At 66.3% G+C, this 12724-nt stretch carries 15 protein-coding genes; 11 read left to right on the top strand and 4 right to left on the bottom strand.

Annotated features, from left to right (window positions below; all coding sequences use genetic code 11):
- The coding region (locus NP3_RS10325; RefSeq protein ID WP_157124238.1) for a toll/interleukin-1 receptor domain-containing protein at positions 1-213 on the bottom strand (213 nt) is incomplete at its 3' end.
- A gap of 233 nt (positions 214-446) precedes the next feature.
- Between NP3_RS10325 and NP3_RS10320 the strand changes: the two genes are divergently transcribed.
- From NP3_RS10320 to dmpG, 3 genes are read left to right on the top strand one after another with little or no spacing between them, the layout of a single operon-like run.
- The gene (locus NP3_RS10320; RefSeq protein ID WP_063040093.1) at positions 447-1307 is read left to right on the top strand and encodes a 2-keto-4-pentenoate hydratase; all 861 of its coding nucleotides are present in this window, start codon (positions 447-449) and stop codon (positions 1305-1307) included.
- A complete protein-coding gene (locus NP3_RS10315; RefSeq protein WP_063040086.1) occupies positions 1304-2263 on the top strand; it encodes an acetaldehyde dehydrogenase (acetylating) in 960 nt (319 codons plus the stop codon). Before NP3_RS10320 ends, NP3_RS10315 begins: the two co-directional genes overlap by 4 nt.
- Positions 2260-3276, top strand: coding sequence for a 4-hydroxy-2-oxovalerate aldolase (gene dmpG, locus NP3_RS10310; RefSeq protein ID WP_063040083.1), 1017 nt, complete (start codon positions 2260-2262; stop codon positions 3274-3276). The genes NP3_RS10315 and dmpG overlap by 4 nt, the downstream gene beginning before the upstream one ends.
- A 22-nt stretch (positions 3277-3298) precedes the next feature.
- Here dmpG and NP3_RS10305 read toward each other — a convergent pair whose 3' ends face one another.
- On the bottom strand, positions 3299-3691 hold the full coding sequence (locus NP3_RS10305; RefSeq protein ID WP_063040081.1) for a YciI family protein: 393 nt from the start codon (positions 3689-3691) through the stop codon (positions 3299-3301).
- A 190-nt stretch (positions 3692-3881) separates the two neighbouring features.
- Between NP3_RS10305 and NP3_RS10300 the strand changes: the two genes are divergently transcribed.
- From NP3_RS10300 to NP3_RS10285, 4 genes are all read left to right on the top strand, one after another.
- Positions 3882-4424: a VOC family protein gene (locus NP3_RS10300; protein WP_063824733.1), complete on the top strand. Its 543-nt coding sequence runs from the start codon at positions 3882-3884 to the stop codon at positions 4422-4424.
- A 39-nt stretch (positions 4425-4463) separates the two neighbouring features.
- Positions 4464-5378 carry a VOC family protein gene (locus NP3_RS10295; RefSeq protein WP_063040079.1) on the top strand — a complete coding sequence of 305 codons (915 nt, stop codon included), beginning with the start codon at positions 4464-4466 and terminating at the stop codon, positions 5376-5378.
- On the top strand, positions 5375-6223 hold the full coding sequence (locus NP3_RS10290) for an alpha/beta fold hydrolase (protein WP_063040077.1): 849 nt from the start codon (positions 5375-5377) through the stop codon (positions 6221-6223). The genes NP3_RS10295 and NP3_RS10290 overlap by 4 nt, the downstream gene beginning before the upstream one ends.
- Before the next feature lie 436 nt (positions 6224-6659).
- Positions 6660-8297: a long-chain fatty acid--CoA ligase gene (locus tag NP3_RS10285; protein WP_063040075.1), complete on the top strand. Its 1638-nt coding sequence runs from the start codon at positions 6660-6662 to the stop codon at positions 8295-8297.
- 16 nt (positions 8298-8313) lie between these two features.
- On the opposite strand, the gene NP3_RS10280 is transcribed toward NP3_RS10285, so the two are convergent.
- Complete coding sequence (locus NP3_RS10280) at positions 8314-9057, bottom strand: GntR family transcriptional regulator (RefSeq protein ID WP_063040091.1); 744 nt, start codon at positions 9055-9057, stop codon at positions 8314-8316.
- 134 nt (positions 9058-9191) lie between these two features.
- Between NP3_RS10280 and NP3_RS10275 the strand changes: the two genes are divergently transcribed.
- A complete protein-coding gene (locus NP3_RS10275) occupies positions 9192-10085 on the top strand; it encodes an NAD(P)-dependent oxidoreductase (RefSeq protein WP_157124237.1) in 894 nt (297 codons plus the stop codon).
- Positions 10082-10561 (top strand): SRPBCC family protein, encoded by a 480-nt coding sequence (locus NP3_RS10270; RefSeq protein WP_063040071.1) that lies wholly within the window; start codon positions 10082-10084, stop codon positions 10559-10561. The genes NP3_RS10275 and NP3_RS10270 overlap by 4 nt, the downstream gene beginning before the upstream one ends.
- Before the next feature lie 31 nt (positions 10562-10592).
- Here NP3_RS10270 and NP3_RS10265 read toward each other — a convergent pair whose 3' ends face one another.
- Positions 10593-11270 carry a class II aldolase/adducin family protein gene (locus NP3_RS10265; protein ID WP_218024838.1) on the bottom strand — a complete coding sequence of 226 codons (678 nt, stop codon included), beginning with the start codon at positions 11268-11270 and terminating at the stop codon, positions 10593-10595.
- A 165-nt stretch (positions 11271-11435) separates the two neighbouring features.
- Between NP3_RS10265 and NP3_RS10260 the strand changes: the two genes are divergently transcribed.
- Both NP3_RS10260 and NP3_RS10255 read left to right on the top strand, forming a co-directional pair.
- A complete protein-coding gene (locus NP3_RS10260; RefSeq protein WP_063040087.1) occupies positions 11436-11795 on the top strand; it encodes a nuclear transport factor 2 family protein in 360 nt (119 codons plus the stop codon).
- A partial coding sequence (locus NP3_RS10255) for an SDR family NAD(P)-dependent oxidoreductase (protein ID WP_218024837.1) occupies positions 11792-12724 on the top strand: 933 nt, incomplete at its 3' end. The genes NP3_RS10260 and NP3_RS10255, both read left to right, overlap by 4 nt.

Genomic DNA, 12724 nt, shown 5'->3' with positions numbered 1-12724 from the left:
CAGATCCGGGCTGGCGGTCAGATCGGTGGCGTCGCGGAACACCCGCAGGGCGTACAAGTGGCCGGCTCGCCGGCCGATGCGGTGGAGTCCTTTCTGGATCCCCGCAGCCACCAGTCGATCCTCATGGGCATAGGAGATGAACGCGTCGTAGTCGTAAGACGCCGGTTGCTCGAGAGCGTGCAGAGCGCGAGTCTCCGCAGCCTTCGCACACATCGCTCAACTCCCCGCTCTATAGACCGAGTGCCGATCGCGCGGACTTGTCCAATTCTGGCCAAGGAGAGTGCAGAACTCGCGCGTAGTCCACTACTCGGCTAATTCATGGCGCGCGCATCAAGCCAGGGCAGCTGGCGCGGAACGGTCGACGCGGGAAAGCGACTGTGGTCGAGTTCGGCTCACCGGAACTCAACCATCGCCATGCCGCGCATCGATGGGACACGGTGTGTTCCATGTCCTTTGTGAACAACAGCCCGGGATCCGGGCTCGACGTGGTCGAGGCTGCCGCGGCCCGCCTGATTCGGGCAGCAGCGAACCGTCAGCCTTGTGCGCCGGTTCGTGATCTGATCGGCAGCACCGACGTCGGCGCCGCCTACGCCGTCCAGGAGCGCCTGACCGCCGCCCGGCTCGCCGTCGGCGCCGTCATGGTCGGTCGGAAGATCGGTTTGACCTCACCGGCAGTGCAGGCCCAGCTCGGCGTCGACCGGCCGGACTTCGGCGTCCTCTTCGCCGACATGCAGTGCTCGGAAGAGCAGGTCGTGGCGATGGACCGGCTGCTCCAGCCGAAGGTCGAGGCGGAGATCGCGTTCGTCCTGGACAGGGACCTCGACGACGGACCGCTCGATATCGAGTCGGTGGGTCGCGCTGTCGCGTACGTCGCGCCCGCCCTGGAGATCGTCGACAGCCGCATCGCCGGGTGGGACATCACCTACGGGGACACGGTCGCCGACAACGCGTCGAGCGGCCTGTTCGTGATCGGCAGTGCACGCCGCGACCTGAACGAGTTCCGGCCGGTCGACGTCACCATGAGCATGCGGATCGACGGACGTGAAGTGTCCACCGGTACCGGTTCCGCCTGCCTCGGCGACCCGCTCGAAGCCCTGCGCTGGCTCGCCCGGACCGCCCGAGAGTTCGGCGATCCGCTTCGGGCCGGCCAGATCATTCTCTCGGGCGCGCTGGGCCCGATGGCACCGGTAGTCGCCGGCGATCACGTCATCGCGGAGATCAGCGGCTTGGGCGCGGTCCAGGCCCGCTTCGCGGGCGGCGCAACCCCCAGCCAGGCAACCAACATCTACGCGGGAGAGGCCGCATGAACCACGACGGCAAGACCAAGGTCGCCGTCATCGGGTCCGGGAATATCGGCACCGACCTGATGATCAAGGTGCTGCGGCTCTCGAAGCACCTGGAGATGGGCGCCATGGTGGGCATCGATCCGGACTCCGACGGCCTGGCCCGCGCGGCCCGGTTCGGCGTACCCATCACGGCGGAGGGGGTCGGCGGCCTGATCGACCTGGCCGGATTCGACGATATCGAGATCGTCTTCGACGCGACGTCGGCCAAGGCACACGAGGCCAACGCGGCCGAACTTGCGCCGTACGGCAAGCGACTCATCGACCTCACCCCGGCGGCGATCGGACCGTTCGTGGTTCCGGCGGTCAACATCGAGGAGCACATCGACGCCGCGAACGTGAACATGGTGACCTGCGGTGGTCAGGCGACGATCCCGGTCGTGGCGGCTGTCGCGCGCGTTGTGCCGGTCGCGTACGCGGAGATCGTGGCGTCCATCGCGTCGAAGTCGGCGGGCCCGGGCACGCGCGCCAATATCGACGAGTTCACCGAGACCACTTCGCATGCCATCACCAGCGTCGGGGGAGCGGAGCGCGGTAAAGCCGTCATCATCCTCAACCCCGCCGAGCCCCCGTTGATCATGCGCGACACCGTCTTGTGCCTCGTTCGGGCGCCCGACGCGGCGGTCCATGCCGAGATCACCGCATCGGTGCAGAAGATGGTCGGCGATGTGGCCGCCTATGTGCCCGGGTACCGGCTCAAGCAGGCGGTCCAGATCAGCCCGATCCCGGATGGCCAACCGGTACACACGCTGCTGCGGGAGGGTACCGGCACCGTGCCGACCCATCAGGTGTCGGTGTTCCTCGAGGTCGAGGGCGCTGCCCACTACCTGCCTGCCTACGCCGGAAACCTCGACATCATGACCTCTGCCGCCGTGCGGATGGCCGAGCGCATCGCCCAGCGGAAGGAAGAAACCCGATGACCGCCGACCTGTTCATCCAAGACGTGACGCTGCGTGACGGCATGCATGCCGTCCGGCACCGCATCACACCGGAGAATGTCGCCGCGATCGTGGCCGCGCTCGATGCCGCCGGTGTCGATGGCATCGAGGTCGCGCACGGTGACGGCCTGGCTGGCGGTTCCCTGAACTACGGACCCGGATCCAACACCGACTGGGAGTGGATCGAAGCCGCCGCGGCCAATATCGAGCACGCTCGGCTGACCACGTTGTTGTTGCCGGGGATCGGCACCATCGATGACCTGAAGCAGGCGTACTCACTCGGCGTCCGCTCCGTCCGCGTGGCCACGCACTGCACCGAGGCCGACGTCTCCGCGCAGCACATCGCCACGGCCCGCGAACTCGGCATGGACGTGTCCGGCTTCCTGATGATGAGCCACATGGCCCCGGCCGGCGAACTGGCGAAGCAGGCGGCGCTGATGGAGTCCTATGGCGCACACTGCGTGTATGTCACCGACTCCGGGGGGCGGCTGACGATGGACGGCGTCCGCGAGCGCGTTCGCGCCTATCGCGACGCGCTGAGCCCGGCTACGGAGATCGGCATTCACGCGCACGAGAACCTGTCGCTGGCGGTTGCCAACTCCGTGGTGGCGGTCGAGGAGGGAGTGACGCGGGTCGACGCATCGCTGGCGGGCCACGGCGCGGGCGCAGGCAACTGTCCTATCGAGCCTTTCGTCGCCGTCGCCGACCTGTACGGCTGGAAGCACGGATGTGACCTCTTCGCACTGCAGGACGCTGCCGACGACCTCGTTCGTCCATTGCAGGACCGGCCGGTGCGCGTGGACCGCGAGACCCTCACACTCGGCTATGCGGGCGTGTATTCGAGTTTCCTGCGCCACGCGGAAGCCGCCTCCGAGCGATACGGCATCGACGTGCGCGACATCCTCCTCGAGGTCGGCAGCCGCGGGCTCGTCGGCGGACAGGAGGACATGATCATCGATATCGCCTTGGACCTGTCGGCCGCCCGAACCTCATAGGAAGGCCGAATGCCCAACTCGCTCACTGCCATTCGTAGGTACCGCGGCCGAGTGACAGGCGCATCGAGACGCTGCCCTCGTTGAGGCGCCACTGATGAACAACGAAGGTACGCAGACCCGCCGTGACGAAGGGGTCCGCCGAGGCAATGGCGGTTGCCTCGGCCTCGTCGCAGGCGCGTAAGACCGTGACGCCCGATCCCGGGCCCGCGCCGGGGCCGCTGACGAGGGGGCCTGACAGGAAGACGAGGTGGCGTTCCTCGAGGTCCAGCAGCCATGCGATGTGCGCTGGGGCGCGGGCGGCGATGTCATCGGCGGTTGTCCCGTCTATCGGGGTCGAGGTCACCACCCAGTAGTCCCGGCCCAGGAGCCGTGTGAGATCCGGAACTTCGTGTCCGGTAGCTGGCAATGAATCCATCCCAAAACTGTATGCAATCTGAGCCCAACGTCAACATCCAAAGAACCTTGACAGTGAAAGTGCATACACATTACGGTCGAAATAGCGCATAGGAGTGACCCACATGCGGACTTCTCAGCAGGGCCGTTCGAGGCGCAATTCATCGACCACCACATGACCCGGCCGCCACCCATAGGAAGGAAGGTTCACCATGCCGATCGCTGAACTCGGTCATTTCGGAGTTTTCTGCAATGACCTGGAGGCCAGTACCGCGTTCTACCGCGATGTCCTCGGACTTACCGTCACCGACGAGGATCTGAATCTGGGCATGCGGTTCTTCAGTGCTCGACCGAACTTCGAGCACCACGAGTTCCAGCTCATCGAAGGCCGGACCGTGGCGCGCGCCGACGAGGGCACCAAGCTCATTCAGCAGGTCTCATTCCGCGTCAATCATCTGACCGAGCTGCTCGAGTTCCACCGCAGATTCATCGAGCACGATGTCGACTTCGACATGATCGTGACGCACGGCAACGCGTTCGGAATCTACTTCTTCGATCCCGAGGGCAACCGGTGCGAGGTGTACTGGCAGACCGGGCTGCCCGCCCGTCAGCCATTCTTGGCGGCGATCGACCTCACCGAACCGATCGAGAAGCTGCTGGCCGAGAACGCGTCGCTGGTCGCTCGGTACGGGGAGACCGGCTATCTGCAGCCGGGGCTGGTGAAGAACCTCATCCCCGACGCGATCGACTCCTGACAGCGCGCGTTCGGCAAGGTTCCACAGGAGAGGAAACCCATGATCACGCTGACCGACATCGCCTACGTGCGGTCAGGAGTCGCCGATCTCGAGACCGCCGTCGACTTCGCGACTCGCATCGTCGGTCTCGAGCTCGCCGACCAGACGGAACCGGGCGTCGCACACCTTCGCGCCGACTCCCGCCACCACTGTCTCGCTCTGGTCGAGGGGGTGTCGGGGGTGCTGGCCTCTGGGTTCACCGTCGCCGACTCGGATGCGCTGGAGGCGGCCGAGAGCGATCTCGAGCGGGCTGGTTTCGCGGTGCGGCGCGGGTCGAAGCAGGAGGCTCGTTCGCGGCGCGTGGCCGAGTTCGTCGGCTTCGACGACCCCTTCGGCAATCGCATCGAGCTGGTCAGCCAGCAGGAGACGATCACCCGCCCGGTCGCTTTCAGTAGACCGGCAGGCATCACGGAGTTCGGGCACCTCTGCCTCGACGCGCCGGATGTACATGAGGCCTACCGGTTCTGGAACGGGCATTTCAATGCCCGCGTATCGGATTGGATCGGCGACGCCGCGTGCCTGATGCGGATCGATCCCGTGCACCACAAGCTCGCCGTTTTCCAGGGCGAGAGCGCTGGTCTGTGCCACATGAACTTCCAGGTCGAGTCCATCGACGACGTGTTCCGTTCCTGGCACTTCCTGCAGGAGCACGACGTCGAGATCGAAATGGGTCCAGGTCGCCACCCGCAGTCGACAGCGGTGTTCCTCTACTTTCTCGGCCCCGAGGGTTTCACCTACGAGTACTCGTTCGGGGTGCGTCGCATCGAGGATGACGCGGCCTGGCGACCGCGCACGTTCGATCCGGACGAACCGGGGTCGATCGATATGTGGCTGGGCCCGGTCAAGCGGGTCTCGACGCAACGCCCGGCCCCGATGACCGGAACTCATTCCACCCCACGAGGAGCTGACAAGTGACCGTCACCAGCGATCAGCTGACCGCATCGATCGAGGTCGATGGGGTGCGCACCGCCGTCATCGATACCGGGGAACCGAGCGGCGAGCGTGCACAGCCGCCGCTGCTGCTCCTGCACGGATCCGGTCCTGGCGTCAGCGCCGCGGCCAATTGGCGTCCCGTGCTGCCATCCCTGTCGCAGACCCGGCGTGTCATCGCCCCCGACCAGTTGGGCTTCGGTGGCACAGCCACCGGTGGGCCGCGCACGTGGGGTCGGCAGGCATGGACCCGGCACGCGCTCGTGCTGATGGACGAACTCGGCATCGAGACCTTCGACATCATCGGCAACTCGATGGGCGGGGCAATCGCCCTTTCGCTCGCCGCCGAGCGCCCCCGAGCCGTTCGCCGCCTCGTCCTCATGGGCTCGATGGGTGTCGCGATGGCGCTGCCCCAGGGCCTCGACACAGTCTGGAGCTACCGGCCGGGGATGGAGAACATGCGCGAGATCATCGGGCTGTTCGCCTACGATCGGCGGCTGATCACCGATGAATTGGTCCAGATGCGCTACGGGGCCAGTGCCGAGTCGGCTGTCGCCGAATCCTGGGCCGCGATGTTCCCCGAACCACGCCAGCGCTGGGTCGATGACCTGGCACTCTCGGGGGCCGAGCTGGCGCAGGTGGCGCAGCCGACGCTGATGATCCACGGGCGTGACGACCGGGTGGTGCCGTGGAAGCAATCCTCCGGAGCGTTGCTGGAACTGTTACCCGACGTCCGGCTGCACGTACTCGGCAACTGCGGCCACTGGACCATGATCGAGAAAACCGCCGAGTTCCTCGGCGTCGTGGAACCGTTCCTGTCCGAAGCCTGACCTGGCTGAGCCCCGCGCTCGCGGGGCCCTCTGAAATTCACCCGCCGCTACGAGATCTTCCGCCGTGGCGGCGAACTCGACAGCGTGCGCATGTTGCGGCCGGACACCATCGCCGCAGCGCTCGTTCCGCAATCCCGTATCGAGCCTGACCCATAGAAATTCGGTTTCGGGTACGGGCTGATGCTCGGCGGCCGAGTGTTCCCTATTCGGACCCGACACCACGCGCACCTTCGGCCATCTCGGCTGTACCGACAACGCGGCCTGGGCCGCCCCTGAGCGCGCGCTGTCCTGCGCTGCGCTCACCAGCGGCAAACCGATTCCAATCTCCCGAGTGGTGCGGCGGATCGGGTTGCTCTCCGGAATCACATTCCAAACCCGAAGGTGGCTGAACGGACCGGCCTTCTGAGGGGAAGTCACCGAAGAAAGAGGAGTTCCGATGTTCAGCACTATGCAGGACGAGCCATTGTCGCTGGCGACGTTGCTGCGCTACGCATCGACATTCATGGGCGATTCCAGCGTCTCGACCTGGACCGGCACCGGCGTACGCACCATGACCTACCGCGAGCTGGGCGCCGAATCGGCACGCTTGGCAAATGCGTTGCGCAGCTTGGGAATTGGCGTCGGCGATCGCGTCGGCACATTTATGTGGAACAACAACGAGCACTTGGTCGCCTACATCGCGGTGCCCGCGATGGGGGCGGTGCTGCATGCGCTGAACATCCGGTTGTTCCCCGAACAGGTCGTGTACGTGGCCAACCACGCCGAAGACCGAGTGGTGCTGGTGGACGGCACGTTGGTGCCGCTGTTCGGTCAGATCTTGCCGCACCTGAAGACGGTCCGCCACGTCGTCGTGGTCAATGGCGACGCGGCGACGCTCACCGCGCCCGAGGGCGTCGAGGTGCACTCCTACCCCGAACTGCTGGCCGCGCAGCCGGACATCTACGACTTCCCGGTGATCGACGAGCGGTCCGCCGCCGCGATGTGCTACACCTCCGGCACCACGGGCGACCCGAGGGGCGTGGTGTACTCGCACCGCTCCAACTGGCTGCACGCCATGCAGGTCAGCGCGAACAACGGGATGGGCCTGTTCGAAACCGACACCATCCTGGCCATCGTGCCGCTGTTCCATGCGAACGCCTGGGGCCTGCCGTACGCGGCGCTGATGTCCGGCTCGAATCTGCTCATGCCGGACCGGTTTCTGCAGCCGGGTCCGCTGCTCGAATGCATGGCCGCACAGCAGCCGTCCTTCGCCGCCGCGGTGCCGACCATCTGGGGCGGCGTGCTAGCGGCGCTGGCGGCCGAGCCGCAGGACGTCACGCATCTGCGCTCGGTCGTGGTGGGCGGCTCCGCCGTTCCGCCGACGATGATGCGCACCTTCGAGGACAAGCACGGCGTGCGGGTGCTGCACGCGTGGGGCATGACCGAGACCTCGCCGCTCGGCAGCGTCGCCCATCCGCCCGCCACCGCGGTGACCGAGGAAGAGAAGTGGACCTACCGGGTGACCCAGGGCCGGTTCCCGGCCGGGGTGCGGGCGCGCTTGGTCGGCGACCACGGCGTGGTTGCGAACGACGGGGAGTCGCTGGGTGAGCTGGAAGTGCGCGGCGCGTGGATCACCGGCTCCTACTACTCGCCGGACGGCACTCCGGTGGACCCGGAGAAGTTCGACGACGGCTGGCTGCGCACCGGCGACGTCGGCAAGATCAGCCCGGACGGCTATCTCACTCTGGTCGATCGCTCCAAGGACGTGATCAAGTCCGGCGGTGAATGGATTTCTTCGGTGGATCTGGAGAATGCCGTGGTCGGGCACCCGTCGGTCGCGGAGGCCGCCGTGATCGGCGTGCCGGACGAGAAGTGGGACGAGCGTCCCCTGGTGGCCGTCGTGCTCGCCGAAGGCACCGTGGCGAAGCCGGAAGAGCTGCGCGAATTCCTGGCCGACAAGTTCGCGAAGTGGCAGTTGCCCGAACGCTGGACGTTCATCGCGGAGGTTCCCAAGACCAGCGTGGGCAAGTTCGACAAGAAGCGGTTGCGCAGCCGGTACGCCGACGGCGACCTGGACGTCACCACGCTCGGCTGAGCCTGTCTTCGCACCGTCAGTCCGGGACGCCGACCATCTCCAGTGCCAACGGCACGGCGGTCGGCTGGTAGTCGGGCGAGGTATCGCTCAATACTTTGAGGGCGGTGTGGGCCAAGTGGCTGGCCATGCGGGCTTGGGCCACGGCTTTGGTTCCCTCCTCCAGCGCGGACAGAATCTGCGCGTGCTCGTGATCACCGGCCTTGTGCCAGCTGTTCGGCTCGCCACCCTGGTATATCCGGATGTACCGGACACACCGGTCGGCCAGCTGCCGCAACTGCTTCTGCATGGTGTCGCTGGCGCCGCAGGTGATCGTGCGATGGAACGCCGAGTGGATGACGAACCAGCGCTCGGTCTCACCGGCCTGCGCGGCTACTCGCATGGCCGCCAGCTGCTCAGCCGCCTGCTGTCGGGCGTCGGCGTCGAAGTTGCCGACGGTCATGGCCACAGCAAGCGACTCGAGCACGACTCGGCTCGCATAGATTTCGTCGAGCTCACGAGGGTCGAGTATGGAGACGCGGGTGCGCTGGTTCGGTTCGATCTGGACCAGGCCTTCCTCTTGCAGCATCCGCAGCACCTCGCGCAACGGCGTGCGGCTGACGCCGAGCTGCTCGGCCAGCGATACCTGTGAGAGCTTCGTCCCAGGTCGCAGCGTGCCGTCGAGAATCCGCTCGCGCAGGTAGGCGTGTACGTGCGGGATCGCCTGACGTGCCTCGGGCAGGTCCACTTTGGTGATGTGCGGGACGAGCACTTTGCGACTCATGGCCATAGCTTAAGCGATGTGTATACATATTCCTTCTGTTTCTCGTGATGGCCGAGTAAAGTGCATACAGTATTGATGGGCTGCGGCGTCTGCGTAGCCGTCCACCCCCGAAAATCCGTGAGGATGTGACGAATGTGAGAACTATCGGGGTGATCGGCCTGGGCAAGATGGGCCTGCCGATCGCCGAGAACTTGCTGGGCCGCGGCTTCGACGTCGTCGGATACCGGCGCAGCGTCGAGTGTCCCGAGCTCGAGGCCGTGGGAGGCACTCTCGCGTCGTCACCGGCGGACCTGGCCGCCTCGTGCGAGGTCATCGTGTCGATCCTGCCGACCGAGGACGATGTCGAGCACGTCATCCTCGGGCCCGAGGGCACGCTGTCGACGATGCGCCCCGGGACGGTCCACATCGAGATGAGCACGATCCCGGTCACCGGCAAACTCGAACTGATGCGTCAGCTCGAGCACGTCGGAACCAGCATGCTCGACTGTCCGATCAGCGGTAGTCCCGCGATGGTCGGCCCGCGTCTGGCCACCGTCTTCGCCTCTGGAGCAGTGCAGGTGATCGATCGGGTGGCCGATGTCCTGGACGCCATCTCGGGGCCCTGGGTCAGAACCGGTGACTTCGGCACCGGCACCCACCTGAAGTACATCTCCTCCATGCTGGTCGCGACCCATACGGTCGCGGCGGCGGAAGCGATCGTGCTGGCGCGCCGCAACAACCTGGACCTGGACCTGGTGCAGCACACCCTGGAGTCGTCCATCGCGGGCTCGGCGCTGCTCGCGCAGCGAGGTCCCCGCATGGCGCACCGCTCATGGCGGCCGGCCCCCGGGCCCATCGCGACGTTGCACGAGATCCTCGATCAGATCGAGGTGCACCTGCACGATCTCGGCGAGCGTCGGCCGGTTTTCGAGGCGGCCAAAGCGGTATTCGACCAAGCCATGGCCGATGGCTGGGGTGAGCTGGACATAGCCAGCGTGCACGACCAAATTTCCACCGAAGACGCTCTCGCGCAAGGAGTCAGTAAATGATCTACGTCACCCACCGCCTCCCGGTCAACGAGCCGGGCGAGCCCACTCTCGATCGGACTGCCGTGTGGCGGGGACTGGTAATGAAGGCCAACAACGCGCTGCCCTTCGTGCCGGTCATGACGCACTGCGAGATCACCGCTCGTCTCGACGACGAGACTTTCGAGCGTGAGATCGAGGTGTTCGGTGACCGCTACATCGAGCGGATCGCCATGCAGCCTCAGCGGCGGGTGGTGTTCACGCGCCTCTCGGGTCCGGTCCTCGGCACGATCACCAATGACATCGAGGAGGACGCGGAGGGCCTGTTCCTCCGGTTCAGCTTCGCGCTGGTGCTGGCCGACGCGCAGAGCGGTTCACCCGAGGAGTCTGCGTATGCCGAGCAGACCACGACACACTACGTAGCGGCTGTCGGCGCCACGCTCAATGCCATGCGTCGCGTCGCGCGTGGAGAAGCGCCCATCGCGTTGTCCGCGACCTGATTTCTCGACCGTCGTCAGCAGGTGGCCCGGCTCAGCGAGCCGGGCCACCTGCCGCTTTACGTAGTAGGTGCGCTCCCAGCCGGGGCAGCAACTCCGGCTTGACGGCCTGCCAGGAGCGGATCTCCGCTGCCGAGAGGGGCGCGACGGGTTCGCCCCCCATCTGGAGCCAGACGGTGCACGTCGCCGCCAGCACCGACATGGTGGCCACTGCCGTGGCCGGGTCGCTGCCCATCGCGATCGCACCGTTGCCACGCAGAATCATCGCGTCCGACGACCCCATCGCCTCGGCCAGCCCGCGGCCTCGGTCGGCCTCGCGGACCAGCAGCGCGGACGGATACACCGGAATGGAGTCGCCGAGCCAGCATGCCTGACCATGTGTCGGGGCGACGCGGTCGGTGCGCATGCCGACGGCCAGCGACGCCGCCGGTTGCGCACGAGCGATCGCTCCGGTCGCCGGGTAGCGCTGGTAGAGGGCCAGGTGGGCCCATGCTTCGGCCGGGCACCGGGATGGCAATGCGGTGGCGGTCAACGGGACGCGGAGGCAGTCCGAAGCCGTGACGGTCGCCAAATCGTCCGCAGGGGTGATGACCATGTGGTCGGCGTCCCTGGCGGACACGTGCCCGAACGCGTCGACGAGCCCCAACGCGGCCAAAGCTCGCGCGGCGTCAGCAACTTGGATACCGGGGGACTGAGTGGTGGGGGAGTGCACAAGAGGTAACTGTATGCACTCAGAGACGGCGGCACCACGCTGAAAGCAAAAGTCGGTAGCCCTGCCGAGGACTCGTTCCGCTAGGTGAAATCTCCGAGCATCCGACGTGACCGGCATCACTATCAACGGTCAATGTGTATGCACTTCCGCCCGAAAGGATCCACCATGACCAGCGCTTTGACCGCCGCAGCATTACAGGCGGTCGACTCTCTCGACGCCAAGGGCTTTGCCGAGTATTTCGCGCCCGACGGCAAGATCACCTTCGGCAATGTCCCCGCTCTCGAAGGCCGCAATGCCGTTGAGGCGGGCTGCGCGGGCTTCTTCGGCACGATCGGTGGGATGCAACACGACATCGTCAACGAGTGGGTCGTGGGCAAGGACACGATCGTCGAACTCGCGGTCACGTACACGCGTAAGGATGGTCGAAAGGTTTCGATCCCGGTGGTGTCGATCTGGACCGTCGGTGGCACCGGCCTGATCGACGAATACCGGGTCTTCTTCGACTTGGCGCCGGTGTTCGCATGACCACGCGCAACGCGACGGGGCGCGTCGCCGTCGTCACCGGAGGCGGTGCCGGGATCGGGCAGGCGTTCGCCGAGCGCCTGGCCGAGGACGGACATGCGGTTGCCGTCGCCGACGTCGGCCCTGCGGACGAGACCGTACGGCTGATCGAGAAGGCGGGCGGCCGAGGGTTCGCTGCCCATTGCGACGTTTCCTCGCCGGAGTCCGTGCGCGCATTCGCCGCCGAGGTCGAGGGCGAGCTCGGGCACGTGGACGTCTTGGTGAACAATGCGGGGATCTACCCGGCCACCGCCTTCATCGGGATGAGCTGGGCGGAATGGCAGCGGGTGCTGGGCGTCAACCTCAACTCGATGTTCTTGCTCGGGCAAGCCTTCGTTCCCGGCATGGTCCAGCGGGGCTGGGGTCGCGTTATCAGCGTCTCCTCGAATACCTTCCACTCCGGGATCGGACTCAACACGCACTACACCGCGAGTAAGGGCGGGGTGATCGGGTTCTCCCGGTCCCTCGCGGCCGAGGTCGGCGAGCACGGGGTTATGGTGAACACGATCGCCCCGGGTCTGGTGCGAACAGCCACCACCGAGAGCGGCCCCGCAGCGCAATGGTTCGATGCGCTCGCCCAGATGCAGGCGATCAAACGGACCCAGGAGCCTGCTGGTCGGGGCGATGGCGTTTCTGGCTTCGGACGACGCGGCCTTCATTACCGGTCAGACCTTGGTTGTCGACGGCGGATGGATGCGGGCCTGACCCAACCGGCCGGACCTTCATATGTGAGGTCCGGCCGTCCGTCCCGCCGTCAGGGGAAGTTCTCCGCGATCGCGATCGCGGTCGCCCTGGCGTCGGGCACGAGATCGACGAGGCGCTGGCGGCTCGAGCTCACCGACGGGCACGCAAGCACGACCGCGGCGATGACCTTGCCCGACCGGGTGGAAACC

Source organism: Nocardia pseudovaccinii NBRC 100343 (assembly GCF_001613225.1).
Taxonomy (GTDB): Bacteria; Actinomycetota; Actinomycetes; order Mycobacteriales; family Mycobacteriaceae; genus Nocardia; species Nocardia pseudovaccinii.
This window is presented reverse-complemented; position numbering and strand designations above follow the sequence as displayed.